Genomic DNA, 18701 nt, shown 5'->3' on the forward strand with positions numbered 1-18701 from the left:
TGCCTGAAAAGAAAAAAGCCTCTGGTGAGGTTCCAGAGGCTTTGTACCGGGGACGGGAATCGAACCCGTACGAGCGTTTCGGCTCACAGGATTTTAAGTCCTGCGTGTCTACCAGTTCCACCACCCCGGCATCATCCATGCGATTAGGATGGCATATAGAGAAAAAAAGCACCGTTTCCGGTGCTTTAACCTCTGAGCGAAAGACGGGGTTCGAACCCGCGACCTCGACCTTGGCAAGGTCGCGCTCTACCAGCTGAGCTACTTTCGCATAACCGTTTTTGATTATGGTGGTGCAAATGTAGGCACAGGGAGTATGTGACGCAAGTTTTTGTAAAAAATATTTAGAAAAAAAAACGCAACATTTTATTAACAAATTGTTACTCAATTGATACTGGACGCATTTTTTTTCAAAAAAATATTAAAATGAATGTGCGTTGCCGGTGCAATGTGCAGTTTCTGCTTCTTGCTTGGGCTGGCCTCGCCTCGCATAATTTTAATGCCGTCCGTCCTATTTAATTTTAGCACTTTATATTTTAATTACCTTTGCCTCCTTTGACAGGATTGCATAGATTGATGTTTTATTGCATGATCCTGTCTGTGGCTGATTTTAAATAGTAAATATATTTATTCATGTTTTCCAACGAAGTTCTGTTTTTTGGCGGGTTTATATTGGTGATCAGCGTCATGCTGCTTTTAGACCTTGGCGTATTTAATAAAAAAGACCATGTTGTAAAATTCGGCGAAGCCGCTGCATGGACTGTTGCCTGGATCTTTCTTGCACTCGTTTTTTACGTTATCATCAACACGCATGGCGATCTGGTGCATGGCATGGAGAACTACGCTGATCTGGCAGCAGTCAAAGACAAGTATGCACCGCATTTGAAGCTCATTCCCGGAGATTTTGAGGGAAGCCTTGAAATTTACCGGAAGAATATGTCCCTGGAATTTATCACGGGCTATCTGCTTGAATATGCGCTCTCTGTTGACAATATTTTCGTTATTATCCTGATATTTTCTTCGTTTGGCGTTCGTCCGCAGTATTATAAAAAAGTGCTTTTCTGGGGCGTTTTGGGCGCAATTATCATGCGTTTCATTTTTATCTTCCTGGGATCGGCATTAATGCAGCGTTTTGAATGGATCATTTATATCTTCGGTTTGCTGCTGGTTTACCAGGGTGGTAAGATCTTCTTCGAAGCTGGCGATGATGAAAAAATTGATCCGGCCAAGCATCCGGTTGTGAAATTTGCATCCAAATACTTACCTGTTTTCCCAAGATATGTCCGTGAGCATTTCTTTGTCTTGAAAAAAGGAAAATGGCTGGTAACACCGCTTTTTGTGGTTGTTTTGATCGTCGAATTCACCGATTTGATTTTTGCTGTTGACTCGGTGCCTGCGGTTTTCTCTGTTACGAAGGATCCATATGTTGTCTTCTTTTCCAATATCTTCGCCATCATGGGGCTTCGTTCCATGTTCTTTTTCCTGAGCAACATTATGGGCCTTTTCCGCTTCCTGAAATACGGGTTAGGAGTTCTGCTTGTATTTATTGGTGGAAAAATGCTGTTCCATTCAAAACTGGAAGAGCTTGGATTTGAGACGGTTTATTCACTTTACGTAATCCTCGGCATTTTGGCGATAAGCGTGCTCGCCTCTGTTCTTTTTCCGGAGAAAAAGGTAGAAACACGCCAAATCCAATAGTTAAGCAATCAGGATCGTTTGAGTATCTATGGATCGCATTCTTAAAGCTTACTTAAAACGACTTACCAACCTTAGTACGCGTAATAAATCGTTATTGTTGCCAGGGCTGCCTTCGGAGCAGTTCCTGGATCTTCATGAAACTGATTTTTTGCTGGAAAAGCCTGCAGTAGAACTTATCAGGCAGCTCGTTTCCGGGAAATCACGCATTGCCCTTTGTGATGTTGCCGATTCCCGTTTTGAAAAGGTTAACGAAGCCAGCAAGAAGCTCCGAAAGATTGCTCGTACAGAACGGTTTATCGAAGAGGAAAGAGGCTCGCGGGATTTGTATGTAGGGTTTCCGTTTGTAAAAGGAAAGCTTTCCGATGGAACACCCATTCATGCGCCGCTTTTGTTTTTTCCGGTTACTCTAAAAATGGACCGGGAGCAATGGTGCCTGTTTGAAGTGCCGGAAAGCAATGTGGTCCTTAATTCCAGTTTTGCGCTGGCTTATGCACATTTCAATGAGTCGGTTATAACGGACGACATTCTTGAAAAGTCGTTTGAAGATTTTCCAAAGGATTTCCTGGAATTCCGGACGCATTTATATGAATGGTTAAAGACCACGCCGCTCAAAATTAATTTCAATCAGGATCTTTTTGAAGACAAGCTCATTGCATTTAATGCGCTGAAAAGTTCAGAACTGGCTGCTAGTGAGCGAAACGGAGAGCTAAAACTTTTCGCTGAGGCCGTTCTCGGCATTTTTCCCCAAGCCGGTTCTTATCTTGTTCCGGACTATAATTTGCTGCTGGAAAACGCCCTGGATGCAAATTTCTCCATTCCCTTGCTCGAAGGAGAATCTTCGGGATCAGAAGCGCTAAAAGATATCCCCGATGCAATTATTAATGCTAAAACAGTCAGAGAAGAGGAGATCCTGACGCCGTTTCCGGTGGATCAGTCACAGGAGGAAATCATTTTGGCTGTGAAATCCGGGAAATCGGTTGTGGTGCAGGGCCCGCCGGGGAGCGGGAAATCACAGCTTATTTGTAATCTGATGGCTGATTTTGCAGCCAGAGGAAAGCGTGTTTTGCTGGTATGCCAGAAACGTGTGGCGCTGGATGTTGTGTATCAAAGGCTGCAAACCATTGGAATGACCGATTTTGTGGGCCTGATCCACGATTTCAAGAACGATCGCTCGGCATTATACAGACAGCTGGCGTCACAGATTGACAAGGTTGAAGCATACAAACAACAAAATTACAGCCTGGATGCAGTTTTTCTTGAAAGGCAGTTTACCCAGCAAAGTCGGGCCATCGACCGTACGGTTCAAGATTTAAATGCGTTTCGGGAAGCATTGTTTGATGAAACGGAATGTGGTGTGAGTATCAAAGAGCTTTACCTGAAAAGTAACCAAACGGCTCCGAAAGTGGAGATGAAAGATCATTACCGGTCTTTTCGTATGGACAATCTGGATCATTTCAGGAGGAAGTTGAAAACGTATAGTGCATATGTTTTGCATTTTCCTGCCGGTCATGTCTGGGCAGAGCGCAGAAGCTTCTCAAAGTTTGGCATGAGCGAATTGCGAAACATGGAAGAGATGCTTGCAGAATGGCCGAAAGTGTTTTCCAGACAAAAACAAAAATTCGAGCATTTAACCAGCCAGCCCTTTTCGCTTGACTATCTGGAAAAGAAAGGCGAGATCACCGAACGGCTCACCGACATTGCCGGGCTTATAGCAGACAATACAACATTTACGCTGTTTAAGAAATATATCAATTCCTCAGGTGGCCACGAACGGCTTGCATTCATCCGGCAAACCACGGATGCACTTGAAGGATTTTTGGCAGAAGATGGCATTGAATTTTCCTTACCAGCTTCAAAATTACAGTCATTCCTTCAATCACTGAGAAAATCCATTGAAGCAAACAGCTCGACGGTTTCGGGTCTTTGGTGGAACATGTTTGGGAAAGAAAAGAAGGAGGTGGAAGAGGTTGCGAAGGCAAATGGGCTTTCAACTGCACTGGACGATCTTTCAATGCTTGAAATTAAAGTCAAAAACAGGATCGAACTAGAAGGTTGGCTTACGAGTAAGCATTTGAATTTCGACGTTTCCTACATTGATCAGAATGAGCTAAATGCAGGTGCGGAATACATTTCTTTTTTCCAAAAAGCAGAATCAGCCGCCGATGGGGCGGTAAGGGCTGCATTGGATCCCTGGTTGCTGACTTTGAGGCACATTGCTTCTGAAAGTACAGATTACGCGACATTCAATGAGCGTATCCATGAGCTGAAAGCCTGGATTATAGTATGGAGCAAATTGGAAGCTGCTATGTTACCCTATTTGCTGCCGCAGCAAATCCGGAAATTGCTTAAAGATCCGGACCTTTTCAGCCAGCAGTTGTCAGCAGCATTAGCCAGGGATTTTGATTCAATGGTTGATATGGACAACCTCACGGAAAGTATGACTGTGCCGGAACAGGCGGTTACCAAAATCATCGTTGAAAAAAGTAAAAATCGTGGGCATACCAGTTCGGAAGAGCTTGTCAATCTTTTTGAAAATAGCATCCGGCTAGCTTGGATTGAGCATATAGAGAGCAAATTTCCGGATCTGAAAGCGGTTACCTCATTGAAAATGAAGCAATGGGAGACCAGTTTACAAGAAAGCATTACGGAAAAACAGCAGCTGAGCACGGACATTACCGGGATAAAACTCAGGGAGGCGACTTATGAGGATATCGAGAAGAACCGCCTTGGTAACCGCGTCACTTATCGCGAGCTAGGGCATCAGGTGACTAAGAAAAGAATGATCTGGCCAATCAGGAAATTGCTTGAAAACTACACAGATGAGGTTTTTTCTTTAATTCCCTGCTGGATGGCTTCGCCGGAAGCTGTTTCTGCAGTGTTTCCTATGCAGCGTGCATTGTTTGATCTCGTAATTTTTGATGAAGCCTCGCAATGTTATGCTGAATATGGCTTGCCCGCGGCATTTCGGGGGGCGCAGGTTGTAGTAACAGGGGATAGCAAGCAGCTGTCTCCGAGTGATTTATATAAAATACGATATGAAGAAAAGGCAGACGAGAAAGAATATACAGCTGCCATAGAAATCGAATCATTACTGGACCTGGCAGCACAATCGCTTGATCAATACCAGCTTACGGGACATTATCGCAGCCTATCGCTTGATTTGATTGATTTTTCCAACAGGAATTTTTATAAGAACACATTAAGACTGCTTCCTGATTTCCTGCGAATCAATAATGATGAGCCTGGCATTCAATATATTAAGACGGATGGGGTTTGGAAGAACAACATTAACCTCGTTGAAATTGAGCAGGTTGTTTCATTGATCAAAGAGCTTGGAGAAACCGGCAGGAGCATTGGTGTTGTGACATTTAACTTTTACCAGCAAAATGCGATTCAGGACGCGCTTGAAAGGGAAAATGTGTTCTTCAAGGACCTATTCGTTAAAAACATTGAGAACGTGCAGGGCGACGAGCGCGACATTATTATCTTTTCAATGGGATATGCGCCGGATGAGAACGGGAGAGTTTCCATGCAATTTGGCAGCCTGAATATGCAGGGTGGCGAAAACAGGCTTAATGTGGCCGTGACACGCGCAAGAGAGCGGATTTATTTCGTAACAAGCTTATGGCCTTCGCAACTCCAAACGGATCAGACCGCAAATGCAGGCCCGAAAATCTTAAAAGCTTATCTTGAATATGCCCTGAATGTGTCGGAAGGAAAATTTGTTCCGGCGCCGGTGGCAACCGGCAAATTCAGGTCAGATTGGCTGCTGAAAGACCAGTTGGTGAAGCAGCATCCGGATTTTGAGAAAGAGTTACCGTTTGGCGACATTACCATAAAAAAAGAAGGGGTTTACAAGGGTTTGATCCTGACCGACGATGATTTCTATCATTACAGCAAATCGTCAAAAGAACCGCACGCTTATTTACCCCTTCTTTTGCAGCAGAAAAATTGGCCTTACAGGCGGATTTACAGCCGCGAATACTGGACCAAGTCTGTGGACTACCAGCAGTTACTATAACTCCTTAATACGGATATTTCTGAAAGAAACTTTGTTTCCGTGATCTTGCAAAGCAATTTTGCCTTTGGAAGAGGCGCCAAAGCCTTCCCAGGTTTTGAATTTGCTGTCGGAAACCAATTTATCCCATTCGCCGCCTTGTGCAGGGAAGTCAACTACTTTTTTGCCGTTCAACCAGCTTTCGCCACGACCGCCTTTGATCACAACTTTTGCTTTATTCCACTGGCCGGCTGGTTTTACAGCAGCAAAGTCAGTTGGTGGCATCATGTCATAAAGTGATCCTGATTTGTGGTTCCCAGCTTTTCCCGCTTTTGCATCCGGGTGCTTTTCATCATCCAGAATCTGGATTTCAGGGCCGGTAGAGTAGGGGCAGCAATATTTTTTGTCTTCAATGACGTGGTAAATGATACCGCTATTTCCTGATTCTGAAATTTTCCATTCCAGTTCTAATTCGAAATCGCCATATTCTTTGTCGGTAACAAGGTCCTTGCCGCCTTTTTCCGCAAGAACAATAGCGCCATCTTCCACTTTCCATTGTGGTAACACATTATCCGACTGCCAGCTATGCCAGCCGTTCAAACTTTTGCCGTCGAATAATTTCACCCATTTCCCTTTTTCCTGCGCTTCTGCGGTGTTTGAAATAAGAGCGAGTGAAAATAATGCAACCACGCCTGCCTTAGTGAAAGCACGCCAATTCGTAAAATTCATATTCTTAGTGTTAAAGTTTTGGAACGCAATATTAAGTACTTTTCAGTTTTTAATTACTTATTTGGGTAAAGATATGGCGCGATCCGTCGCGCTGCTCTGCAACTAAACGATATTTAATTGATATTCTGATGGCGTCTATATTTTCAAAAATTGTAAGGGGTGAAATTCCTAGTCATAAAATCGCAGAAACGGATCATTTCCTTGCCTTCCTGGACGCTTTTCCGATCGCCGCGGGGCATACATTAGTGATCCCGAAAAGAGAAGTGGATTATGTGTTTGATCTGAATGATCAGGAATATTCTGAGCTGTTTCTTTTTGCAAAAAGCATTGTTCCTGCGCTCCAAAAAGTAGTTCCTTGCCTTCGTATAGGCTTGACAGTCATAGGATTGGAGGTGCCGCATACGCACATTCACCTGCTTCCCTTAAATAGCATGGCCGACGTGGACTTCTCGAAAAAAATACAGACTACGCAAGAAGAATTGGCAGCGCTGGCAGCGAAGATTCGTGCAGAAATCGGATAGGTTTTTTAGAAAATGGATTGTCCTCAGTTAAAAGAAAAATCTTTTCTGATTCCCAACATAAATCCGTGTGTCTTGCGATATAGGTCGCCAATATCGCTGGCATAAGAACCTTTAATGGTCATTCCGCCAAGCACATTCACATTGGTTTGCGCGCCGATCAGGCCGGAGAATTGTTTTGGGGAGCCTTCAAAGCGGGAATTGTAAGCGCCCGAATTACTTGAGAAAGATAATTTGGTATGCCACTGCACCTGTCTGAAAAGTGTTCCTCTTAACCCTACATGCCATACTAACACGCGATTGTTGCTGGTAAAATTATCTGCGTAGCCGGGCCATTTCCAATTTGTCTGGGAGGTAGGCGGAATAAAAGGTGTTCCGATTCCACGCCCGTAGTAGGACCATCCGTCGCGGATCTGCTGATTGTTGAAATAGTTGTCGTTACCACGTTTCTTGCCATTCCCCATTTCGAATAGCGGACCTCCCTGATCTTTTGTGAAAAGCATTTCAATAACGCCTTCGGTTATCTCAAAATTGGCACCGTACGAGTTTTTCCGCTTGATCCGCAATCCGGTTAACCCGTCCTTGATGCCCTCCATATAGAATAGTGAACCATCTTCATAGATAAATTGCCTGTATAGATAAATGGTGCTTCCGTAAGTCTCCACTTCAACGGCCAAGTCAAGCGATCCCAAATGATTTCCAACGCGATTGGTGCTATCAAAATGTGATATGTCAGTCCCGGTTCCGCCAATGGTTCCAAAAACGGCATAGACATAATTAGAGAAACCATCGGGCAGCTTTCCACTTTCTGGATCTTTAACAAGATATTTTGATTTTCCGCCCCACTGCACTTGGTGATTAAATCCACCGTATAATTTAAGCCGGGAATTAACTTTTCCCAGTCGCGCGTAAAAAGCCTTCTGATGAAATTTTAGGTTTGTCGTGGCGGGACGGTGTTTTTCGAAAAGTCCGTCGGAAAAGAATGCATTGAATGAGATCCAGCCTTTTGTAAAAGGGACAGCAACAAAACCACTGGTTCCGAAAAATATTTTGGGCACTGGCAACGCATTGCCCGACCATGCATAAGAGCCGGTACCGAGTGTGGAATCAGCCAGGCCGACATTCTGCTTTTTTCGTCCGATAAAAAGCTGCCAATTTTTGAATTTTACGGTTGCGTGCAGCTGCGGCACAAGCATTTTAGGGTGTTCATTGAAGTTCCCTACCGCTTCTACGCCGGCACCCACACGCCAGGATGAGTTGAGCGGCCAGTAATTTTCAAGGGAAATACGCGCACTTCCGGCGGGAACGTCCAAAGGAACGGTGCCGAACTGATTGGCCTGAATCCAGAATGGTGTATGCGTATTGTTGCTGCCAAAACCGGCAATCTCAATAAAATTATTTGTAGAATCCGGGAATTCAGTAGTCTCGGCAGTCTCAGATTGGGAAAAGCCGGCTATGGAAATGCATAACAGTAATGTCAGTATGGGAAAGATTTTCATAGGCGTGCCCTCAAGCTTTTTCTTCAATGTGTATAATGTGACATTTTGACAAAAATAAGTATAACTTTTTGCTATTCATATTGGACATATCAGGCAACGTGAAAAAGCAACGTTAATCCAGGAATCCACTTTTCCTAAGTCCTATGATCAGGCCATGAGAAGTAGGATAAAGTTGTCCGAAATCAGTTGTAAGGTTGGAAAAGACACTGCAACCGTTTAATAACTTTATATTCTTTTCAGCTGTAAGAGACAAGGACACCTGCTCTTTCAGTGTTTCGAAAGGACTTAATAAAGACCCTGAATTTCTCGAATATGTGCCTCTCAGCCCAAAATAAGTCTTTTGCCAAGTAGCAGTAACACCAGTATGAAACGCCCAGAACCGGTTATTATTAGTAAACTCTGATCCAGTAACCGGTAAAGATGGCCTGGTCATGCCCGAAGATGGCGCCAGTGGCGTGCCTATGCCGCGGTTGAAATAAGACCAGCCACGTTGATAAATGTAACTGTTGTAATAATTTCCTTTTTCATAAATAGCCAGACCGGACAAAGGAGATTTATTTGTCTGGTTATTGGTCCCTACTGCCTCGAGCAGGAAGCTTTGAAACGCAAAAGCGGTTGATCCGGCTGGTAAAGGCTTGATCCTCTTCATCCTTATCCCGTTCAGACCATCTTCAAAATTGATAATGTGAAACAGGGAGCCAGTCTCGTAAATATTTTGTCTGTACGCAAAGTAAGACCACGTGCTACCTCGCCATTCGGCACCGATATCAACGGTTCCGAAGTGGTAGCCTACTTTATTGTAGTTTAATGTTTTACCAGAGATCGTATGCCAGTAAGCATTCAATGGTTCCAGTTCGTACAGCGGCGTGATCTTATCCTCGCCGCCCCACATAGCCTGATGGTTAGCACCAGCATGAATTTTTAAACGGCTGTGTTCCGGTCCGAACCTGAAATACAGCGATTTCTGATGAAAGTAGGTGTATGAAATGTTCCGTTCCACGCCATAATTCAGCCTGCTGCTTCCCAAATAACCTTCGGAATAAGAAAATTTGAGAGCCAAAAAATTTTTTGTGAAATACAACGGCAGATATTCGGGAAGTGAAATTTGCAGCCGGGGAAAGGGTCGGGAATTGCCGGAAACTGACAGAGAACCCGAAGTCATAGTTGTGTCCATTAACCCGACTACATTGTTTTTTTGTCCGGCCAGGATTTCCAACTTTCCTATCCTTGCAGCGATGTACGCATCTGAAAGAAACGCCTTACCCGATTTACCATAGCTGGCAATTCCCTGAAGACCAGCGCTCCACTGGAATGTTCTGGGGTTGTGTGGATTATACACTTTGTAAACGCCGACATTAGCCAGACCAAAATTTCCATCCATCGGCACATTGCCATTCTGGTTCGCGTGGGCCCAAAAAGGAGTATTATCAGTAGCACCAGACAACATTAGGCTGGCTCGGTAATAAATCGTTGAGTCTTGGGCGTTAGAATGTATCGCGAAACATGTCAAGACGGCAAAAAGGCAGACTCGTATCTGAGAGATTGGGACCGGCATTTAAATGTAAAAATTACTCATTAAGGGGTTGAGTTGACTTCCCAAAGTTATCTGATAAAACCGGATTTTCTCCATCCAATCAAAATAGCAGTGTTGTTTGGGTAAAATTGTCCAAAATCCGTGCCAAGAGAAGCGCTCAAATGGCTTTCATTCATAAGTTTCAGCGGCATTTCCACACGCGCTAGGAGGGAAGTCTGGTTAACGCGGGATTTGAAAGGCTTATTATATGTACCTGAGTTGATTGAATAACTCGCTTTCAACAATAGTCTCACACGATTAATTGACGCTTCCAAACCGCCGTGAAAGGCAACAAGCCGGTTGTTTGCAGTGAAAAGCCTTTGCGAGGTTCGCAATTCTTCGCGCATTAAATGCTGGGGAGCGATAACTGGGGTGCCGAGCGTCCGGCCTTTGTAAGACCAACCCTGGCTATAAACGTAGTGATTAAAATAATCATCGCGTCCAAATGTGCCATTAGCAAAATCGAAAACGTCGCCACCCTGTTTCTTTGTGTAAAGATATTCAAGCAAGATCGTATTGAGCTGGAAACCTTTGTTTTGAAGTTTGTTCCTTTTAATTCTGAGCCCATTAAGTCCGTCGGAAACATTTGCAGTGTTGGCAATTGAGCCATCTTCGTAAATACTCTGGCGGTATAAAAGCGTTGTCCATCTCTTTCCGTTTATTTCCAGTCCGGCATCAATCGTACCGAAATGATTCCCAACCCGGCTGGCCGCCCATGGCTTGCCCAAAACAACATAGCGATATGCTTCCGGGAATTTGAGTCCGCCTGAAAAGATTTTATCTTCCCCGCCCCACATTACCTGATGGTTAAATCCTGCATATAAATTCAGCAGATGCCTTCTCTTGCCAAGCTTGATGTATACGGATTTGTGGTGAAAATATGTTTCTGGCACAGCTTTCACATTGCCATAAATCGATTGTGCGGGGCCTAAGAGGCCATCTGAATACGAAAACTTAAATGAAAAAATGTCATTTCGTGGAATCAGATTGACGAAGTGAGGCGTAGAAATCTGGATTTTTGGAAACGGCCTTGCATTGGATGATATAGCTACCGAGCCACTTGTTAATAGACTATCACCCAATCCGTAGAATTCTTTCCGCTGCCCAATGCTGACTTCTACCGGGCCAGCTTTGCCTGCTACAAATAAATCGGTAAGGAATGCAGCCGGGGAATGGTTTGTGCTTGCTACCGCCTCAAATCCCCCGGACCATTGAAAAAACCGTGGGTTATTCTGGTTATAAATTTTATGGAAACCAGCTTGGGCCAGCAAAAACGATCCATTTGTAGGAGTACCACCATACGTGTTTGCATGAATTAAATAAGGTGTTTGACTCGACGACAGTGCGCTTTTAATTTCCGCAGAATAATGCCATGTAGAATCCTGAGAAAAACTGCCTGTTTGCGATGCTATCATTAATAGCAGCATTAAGAATGAATTTCTCATGCATGATAAGTTGATCGCGAAAGAATGTTCGAGAAATTGTTACCGCCCTCTTTTGCCAAAAATGACAACAGCCGTAAGAAGAATAATCTTCAATTCAAGAAACAATGACCAGTTTTTGATGTAGTAGAGATCGTACATCAGCTTGTGCCGCGCATCGAATACCCCGGCGCCGTAGGAATACATTACCTGAGCGTATCCAGTGATTCCGGGCTTAATGCTATGCCGAGAATTGTAGTAGGGGATAACCTCATCAAAGGTTTCTGTAAAAACCTGTCTTTCCGGCCGTGGACCGATCAGAGACAAATCTCTTCTGAAAATATTGATGATTTGTGGCAATTCATCAATTCGGCTTAACCGCATGAAAGACCCGTATGAAAAAGTCCTCGAATCGTTCTTTTTGGAAAAAGTCGCCCCATTAGATTCTGCATCCAATGACATAGAGCGGAATTTGATACACTTAAATGCGATGTTATCCATCCCAACCCTTTCCTGATAATAAAATACGGGACCGGGCGATTCAAGCTTGATGCGGAAATAGCTTAAAATCCAGAGCGGAAAAGTCAGCAGAAATAAAACGATGGAAACCGCAACGTCGATAATCTTCTTTGGATATCTCACTCTTTTACCGAATGCGGGCATATCAGATAAATTAGGATTGATTTCCGATATGTCTTCGGGTATATAAACTTTCTTCAAGCTCTTCTCGCAGAAGTCATAAACCGTAGTGATGCGAATGGATTTATTTTTACGAATAACCAATTCGTAAATGACCTTGTTACGCTTGTCGTAGTGAGGATTGGTGACAAGGTGGACTTTCTCAAATTTGTCCAGCAAAGGCCTTACCGTGTAGTTAATGAGGTAATCATCGTCTTCTGTATGAGGGACCAGAATAATTTCCCTGTAAGTCTGACGCAGATGTTTTAAATCGTATTTCTGTAAAAAATAGTCATAACTCGTGATAATCAAGATTTCATCGGTAGAAGCATTTTTGCTCAACAATCGATGTACGTACTTTCGATTAGAAACAGAAGTTTGATCCATATGTGTGCGGCAATAGTAAAAGTTAAAGCGTGTGCAAAAAGAATGCAATTATAATGTAAAAATTCCTATTTTGAAACAGTCAGCCAGGCATACTGAACCATCGGCGGCTTTCATTTAATTAAAGGTTTATAGGTTGAACAAACGTTAGATACGATTGTCTGTTCATATATCGAGGAGAGGGCATTGAGCAAGTATTTCACAAAGATAAGTGCGGTAAATTTATACTTCGCTTTTTAGAAGAAATATTTTGAACATATTATTTTCTTGCCGCCAGGTTTGAACTATAAAATGCATGAATGGCTCGCCAAAGTTGCTGCTGTTCGAAATTCCTGAGGACAAATTGTTGCGCCAGTTTCCCCATTTTTCTACTGTCCTGCGGATTGTTTATCAACTTCTCACAGGCATTTACTATGGCATGGATACTTTTCGGCTGGATCAATATTCCCGTATTTCCATCATCGATCATTTCATTGCAGCCGTTAATGTTGGTTGCAATGCACGGAATGCCCATGGCGCTGGCCTGCAAAAGCGCTTGCGGAAAGCCCTCCCGGTAACTGGGAAACACAAATATGTCAGAAGCCGCCAAGAACTTTCGCACGTCATGCTGATGCCCCACCGCAATAATGGATTTATTATTTGCGATTTCCGTTTTGGTGTGTTCTTCCAGCGGATTAAGGTCTTCTGGGGCTCCTATCAGTACAAGTTTGAGGTTTTCGTGGCGTTTCTGAAGCTCTGAAAATGCTGCAACCAATTCATTAACACCCTTGTAATTAGCAAGCCGGCCCATAAATGATAGTAAAATATCGCTATGGCCAATGTTATGTGCTTTTCTAAACTCATTGCTTTCAGCCAGCAGTTTCGGTGTAACCGAAAAGTATTCCAGATCAATTCCGTTGCTGCTGCCGTTGCCGATAACCTGCACTTTCGATTTGTCGGGACTGAGGTCGTTATCTAAAATGAATTTTTTGAGCTCCTGTGAGTTTGGTAAAACCCAGTGCGCACACTTATAGGTTAATGATTCCACGAAGTCAAGAAGCTTTCTTTTCGGGCCGGTGACTTCCATGAGTGGCAGCCCGGCTACTGTGTGCATTCTAAGTGGAACCCTGCAAATATATGCCGCAAGCATTCCGATGATTCCGGCCTTAGGCGAATGGGTATGAACAACTTGCGGTTTGATTTTCCGGATAAGCCGGATGGTTTCAAAAAGAGCTAACAGGTCTTTGAAAGGTGTTAATTCCCGCGAAAGATTAAGAGGGTAAAACGGGGCTCCCTGATTAAGTACCAGATCACCAACATGTTTATCCGGAGTGCTTGCCATTGATACTTCCACACCCTGCTCCAACATAAATTTCAGTTGGCCCTTTAATAATATACGTAGCGAATAAGTTTCGGTTGTTATCCTAAGTAATTTGATTTTCTCCATTCAAGTGTGCTGTATTTTGTTCTAATCGGTGGAAGTTTGATTGATCCGAACTTGCCAGACCAATCAGGAAGCGCTTGTCAACTCCTGGAAATAAAGAATAGTTTCTTTAAGTCCGTTTTTGAAAAGTACTTCCGGTTGATATTGTAATTGTGATTTTGCTTTCGAAATATCCGCGAGACTGTGCTTCACGTCACCCCTTCTTTCCGGCACGTAAGTTGGTTCGAGTGGACTGCCTAGCTCCTCAGTGATAGCCGAAACGAGTTCGGTAAGAGAAGTCTGCTCATTGCAGGCAACATTGAAAACCTCGTGCTTCGTCAGATTGTCAGCAAGCAAAGCTTTAATATTCGCCTGAACAACATTGGATACGAACGTGAAATCGCGGGAGGTTAAGCCATCGCCGTTAATTACCGGTGCCTGACCATTCAAAACCTGGGTTATAAACAGGGGAATCACAGCAGCATAAGGACCATTCACATTCTGTTTTGGCCCAAATACATTAAAATACCGTAATCCAACGCTGTGAAACTGATAGGTCCTTGAAAACACATCCGCATAAAGCTCATTGACATATTTTGTGACTGCGTATGGCGAGAGCGGGTTTCCAATGATCGCTTCCTGTTTGGGCAGTGATGGACTGTCCCCATACGTTGACGACGACGCTGCATAGACCATACGCTTTACACCAGCCTCCTTAGCAGCCTGGAGAATATTCAAAAAGCCGCTGATATTTACTTCATTAGTTGTAATCGGATCATTAATGCTTCGTGGAACTGAACCCAGCGCAGCCTCATGCAGCACGTAATCAACATCCTGCATCGCCTTTACGCAGGTTTGATAATCCCTGATGTCGCCTTCGATAAACTCGACTTGTCCTTTATCAATGTACGCTGCAATGTTTTCCAGGTAACCCGTTGATAAGTTATCCAGCACCACGATCTTAGCAGCCTGATATTGAACAAGATATGCTACCAAGTTGGAACCGATGAATCCGGCTCCTCCGGTGATAAGGAATTTTGAGGAAGTGATATCCTGCTGATGATATTGGTTAAAAGTCATTGAGTTATGCGACTAAGATATAATTCGAATAGCTAAATTTCGGCAGCGTGATGCATCCCTTATAGCCTGGTGTAGCCCTTATCTTTTGGAAATATTCCCTTCACGTCATAGACAATCGGAGCGTTTTCTCCTGATGGAATTTCAAGATCCAGCAATTGATCGTGACCCACGGCTGCAATAATGCCCTGGTATCCGTTGAGTCCATCCAGGTTGTCGATCAGGCGAATGCCATATTCGTGCTCAACTTCATTTTTATCCGCCCAAGGGTCATATACATGCACATTCATATCATATGATTCCAGCTCCCTCACAATGTCAATAACCCGGCTATTGCGAATATCCGGGCAATTTTCTTTGAAAGTTATTCCTAAAACCAGCACATCCTGCCCCTTTATTTTGCGCTCGCTCTGAATTAGTAATTTTACAAACTGGGTAGCCACGTATGGGCCCATAGAATCATTCAGTCTTCGGCCGGCAAGGATGATTTCGGGATGGTAACCCACTTCCTTTGCCTTTTGCGCCAGGTAAAAAGGATCAACGCCGATGCAATGTCCTCCTACCAATCCGGGCTTGAATGGAAGAAAATTCCATTTCGTTCCTGCCGCTTCAAGGACCTCGCTGGTGTCGATTTTTAGCAGATTAAAGATTTTTGCCAGCTCATTGACAAATGCAATGTTAATGTCGCGCTGAGCATTCTCAATTACTTTCGCAGACTCCGCAACTTTAATGCTTGACGCTTTAAATGTGCCTGCTGTAATAATAGACGCATATAAATTATTGACCTCTTCTGCAATTTCGGGTGTGGAACCGGACGTGACCTTCCTTATTTTGGTCAGTGTATGGTGTTTGTCGCCCGGGTTGATCCGTTCAGGAGAATATCCGCAGAAAAAATCCTGATTAAACGTCAAACCGGAGATTTTCTCCAAAATAGGAACACAGTAATCCTCCGTAACTCCCGGATAAACCGTTGATTCATAAATGACAATGTCACCGGATTTCAGACTACGGGCAACAGTTTCAGTTGCTTTTCGGACAGGTGTAAGATCAGGATTATTGAATTGGTCGACGGGCGTCGGAACGGTGATAATGAAGATGGAGGCTTGTTTGATACTTGTCGGATCGAAAGTGAAGCTTAGTTTGGAAGCTTTTTTTAAACCTTCCTCATCGACTTCTAATGTCCGATCAAAATGGTTTTTTAACTCTGTAATCCGCTGCTGGTCAATGTCAAGACCGATTGTATCAAAAATTTTTCCAAACTCAACTGCGAGTGGCAGTCCCACGTAACCCAAGCCGATTACACAAATTGTTTTGTTTTCTAGGTGCATATAGTCTGTTAGTATTGCCAATAAATGACAAAAATAGTCGATGTGCTGAAAAAATGATTGTCATTAAATGAAAATGTTATCAAAATTGTTTCATAAGATTCAATTTTGATAACATTTTATAATTTACAATCACCGTGCTGCACTATGACAAATGCATCTGTGATGATTTGGTGTACACTTATGGCTGAACAGTCCAGGTTCCGATCATGTCCTTAACTTGCCACGTGTTCGTGCTTGTTTTTCGAAGCGTTATCTTGCTGCCTACAGTTGCGCTTTGGATATACTTGCCTTTGGTCGGAGCCACGGGGACTATGTTATCATTGACAGTTGGTATAAGCCTTAGAATCTGCGCATTTCTCACTTCAAATGTTATTTCAGGATAATTTGCTGGCAAACTGTTCAGTGAGATGGTTCTTAAACCCGTGGATGTAGCGTTGTGAAATACTCTTTTGTAAAATCCATAAGTAAGCGTCCTGTTACCCTGCGCGATGTCAAAAGTTAACTTTTCGTTCTTGTCCGACAAGGCCAAATCTTCCAGCACCGCGAAATGAACGTAGTTCACCGGATTAAGTCCATTGATGACTACCGGATCTATAAGACTGCAGTTTTTAATACTCCCTTTCCTGGAAACGTCATCAAATGCAAAGGCAGAAAAGATTTTTTTCGTGCTTCGCGTATCTTCCACCTTTGGGCGTACTATATGAACATTACCAATATTGGCGTCACCTATTGCGTTAGCTTCGCGATATACCAAAAAGGCGGATCCGAAAACAGCATGAGCCATGCCATTTACATTGCAGTCGATAACAGTCGCATCATTCACCTGGATGGTACAAGCGTTAACGCTGTAATTACTCACGCAAAGGCCATTAGACTTATTGTTTTTCCAAATCGGATTTTGAAACACGATGGATCCTGCAATGGCACCCGTAGCTTTTGAAATATAAGTTCCATAAAAGCTTCCATCATCATGATGATTGGTGACTGTGATATCCACTACGCGATTAGTCCCTTTGAAATCATCTATAAGAATTACAATTCCTCCTCCGACATTATTTTTCGTTATTGGATTCGTAATGCGTATGCCTTCCAGAAATTCATCTGCATTATCCGGTTCTATGTCAATTCCTGCGGAAGGAGCAACGCCGTTGGTATTGGTTAAAACAGGACTAATAATTTCAATGTTTTTACCTGAAACGATGGAAAGACCCTGTCTTCGGTTATTGTCAGCGCTGATATTGATCAATTTCACATTTTGAGAGAACTTTTGCCATACGCTTGACCCTATGTAGTAGCCGTCACCGCCACTATTATTGGCGGCTATTCCTTCAATCGTCACATTGGTAACGCCTAGCATTGTGAAAATATGTCTTTGCTGTCCGCTGGTATAATTCGCTTTTTGATCTTTGAAAACGACATTGTTTCCCTTGATAGTAACATTTTGTATACCATTCATCAGGACCATTCTTTCCTCTAAGCCTAGCGTCCCCAAGCCTTCAACGATCGTACCGTCTGCGAAAACGATATTCTTATTGGATCTCATGAACATTTCCTTCAAACGATAGGAAACCGCAGGTTTTGGAAAGAAAATGTTTGGGATGTCTGTCCTGTTTAATATAGCTTGGATCGTAGCAGTGTTGTCAGTAGTTCCGTCGCCTTTGACTCCAAACCACTCAACATTCACAGGACCTTCGAAGACACGCTCAAACCGTTTTCCGGATGATACAATAGTCAGGGCACCGTCATCTGCACGGGTTGAAGATGGATTGAGCTTAAAAGTGCCAGCCCGTCCCTGATCTGTAATAAAAACTGTTGTAGCTGTGTCTGGCAGTTGACGCAGGCTTGCCATTGTCAGGTATGGAACATAAGATATGGTGCCAACAAGTGCTATACGGGCATTGGATGGACTTTCAGATGCTGTTTCGGCCATGCCAAAAGGAAGTCGGCCTACCTCGACGAAGTCACTGCTGTTGTTTGCGTTTTCATGGCTTCGGAGTAACTGGAACACGCCGGCGCGTTCTGCACTTACAAATTTTCCTTTCAGATGAAAAACAGCGGTGGGTTTACTTGCTGTTAATTCCAAACCGACAAAATCATGGAAGGAACCACCAGTTTGCTGGAAACCTTGCGGTAAAATCAGTTTCAGCCTGAATGCCCGTGCACTTTTAAATACATAGACCGTATTAAGAGGAATATCTAGTAGATCAGCTTTGATTTCTATATCGAACTCCTCATTAACACCTACTTCAGTTGTTTGTGTAGTTATTGAAAAGCGAATAGGGTCAATGAATGCTGCTGCGTGTGTAAGGCTGTTAACTGAAGCATTCACTACAAAAAAGCAGAATAATGCAACGACTCGGATTATCATAGATTTCTTAATAGTTATAATGAATAAATATG

The 18701-nt window shown here is 43.4% G+C and carries 12 protein-coding genes and 2 tRNA genes; 3 read left to right on the plus strand and 11 right to left on the minus strand.

Going from position 1 to position 18701, the window contains the following annotated elements; genetic code table 11:
• Positions 1-44: 44 nt before the first annotated feature.
• Positions 45-130: transfer RNA gene (locus tag LZG74_RS04150), tRNA-Leu, on the minus strand.
• 65 nt (positions 131-195) lie between these two features.
• Positions 196-268: transfer RNA gene (locus LZG74_RS04155), tRNA-Gly, on the minus strand.
• A gap of 362 nt (positions 269-630) precedes the next feature.
• On the opposite strand from LZG74_RS04155, the gene LZG74_RS04160 reads away from it, so the two are divergent.
• Together LZG74_RS04160 and LZG74_RS04165 are read left to right on the plus strand one after the other, a co-directional pair.
• A complete protein-coding gene (locus tag LZG74_RS04160; protein ID WP_233795339.1) occupies positions 631-1695 on the plus strand; it encodes a TerC/Alx family metal homeostasis membrane protein in 1065 nt (354 codons plus the stop codon).
• A gap of 28 nt (positions 1696-1723) precedes the next feature.
• Positions 1724-5716, plus strand: a complete 3993-nt coding sequence (locus LZG74_RS04165) for an AAA domain-containing protein (protein ID WP_233795340.1) — start codon at positions 1724-1726, stop codon at positions 5714-5716.
• Here LZG74_RS04165 and LZG74_RS04170 read toward each other — a convergent pair.
• On the minus strand, positions 5711-6421 hold the full coding sequence (locus LZG74_RS04170) for a DUF1080 domain-containing protein (RefSeq protein ID WP_233795341.1): 711 nt from the start codon (positions 6419-6421) through the stop codon (positions 5711-5713). The genes LZG74_RS04165 and LZG74_RS04170 overlap by 6 nt on opposite strands.
• Before the next feature lie 128 nt (positions 6422-6549).
• Between LZG74_RS04170 and LZG74_RS04175 the strand changes: the two genes are divergently transcribed.
• The gene (locus LZG74_RS04175; protein WP_233795342.1) at positions 6550-6942 is read left to right on the plus strand and encodes an HIT family protein; all 393 of its coding nucleotides are present in this window, start codon (positions 6550-6552) and stop codon (positions 6940-6942) included.
• A 23-nt stretch (positions 6943-6965) separates the two neighbouring features.
• Here the strand turns inward: LZG74_RS04175 and LZG74_RS04180 are convergent, their stop codons facing one another.
• The 8 genes from LZG74_RS04180 to LZG74_RS04215 all read right to left on the minus strand — a co-directional run bounded on the left by LZG74_RS04180 (position 6966) and on the right by LZG74_RS04215 (position 18669).
• Complete coding sequence (locus LZG74_RS04180; protein ID WP_233795343.1) at positions 6966-8438, minus strand: capsule assembly Wzi family protein; 1473 nt, start codon at positions 8436-8438, stop codon at positions 6966-6968.
• 112 nt (positions 8439-8550) lie between these two features.
• Entirely contained in the window at positions 8551-9885 is a 1335-nt protein-coding gene (locus tag LZG74_RS04185; RefSeq protein ID WP_233795344.1) for a capsule assembly Wzi family protein, read from the minus strand.
• Between the two features lie 155 nt (positions 9886-10040).
• Positions 10041-11456 (minus strand): capsule assembly Wzi family protein, encoded by a 1416-nt coding sequence (locus LZG74_RS04190; protein WP_233795345.1) that lies wholly within the window; start codon positions 11454-11456, stop codon positions 10041-10043.
• Between the two features lie 39 nt (positions 11457-11495).
• On the minus strand, positions 11496-12422 hold the full coding sequence (locus LZG74_RS04195) for a sugar transferase (RefSeq protein WP_233795346.1): 927 nt from the start codon (positions 12420-12422) through the stop codon (positions 11496-11498).
• Positions 12423-12753: 331 nt separating this feature from the next.
• Complete coding sequence (locus tag LZG74_RS04200; protein WP_233795347.1) at positions 12754-13920, minus strand: glycosyltransferase family 4 protein; 1167 nt, start codon at positions 13918-13920, stop codon at positions 12754-12756.
• Positions 13921-13983: 63 nt separating this feature from the next.
• Positions 13984-14976: an SDR family oxidoreductase gene (locus LZG74_RS04205; protein ID WP_233795348.1), complete on the minus strand. Its 993-nt coding sequence runs from the start codon at positions 14974-14976 to the stop codon at positions 13984-13986.
• 59 nt (positions 14977-15035) lie between these two features.
• Positions 15036-16301, minus strand: coding sequence for a nucleotide sugar dehydrogenase (locus LZG74_RS04210; protein ID WP_233795349.1), 1266 nt, complete (start codon positions 16299-16301; stop codon positions 15036-15038).
• A gap of 178 nt (positions 16302-16479) precedes the next feature.
• The gene (locus LZG74_RS04215) at positions 16480-18669 is read right to left on the minus strand and encodes a right-handed parallel beta-helix repeat-containing protein (protein ID WP_233795350.1); all 2190 of its coding nucleotides are present in this window, start codon (positions 18667-18669) and stop codon (positions 16480-16482) included.
• Positions 18670-18701 lie beyond the last annotated feature (32 nt).

Origin of the sequence: Dyadobacter sp. CY327, assembly GCF_021390415.1 — a bacterium.
GTDB classification, from domain to species: Bacteria; Bacteroidota; Bacteroidia; order Cytophagales; family Spirosomataceae; genus Dyadobacter; species Dyadobacter chenhuakuii.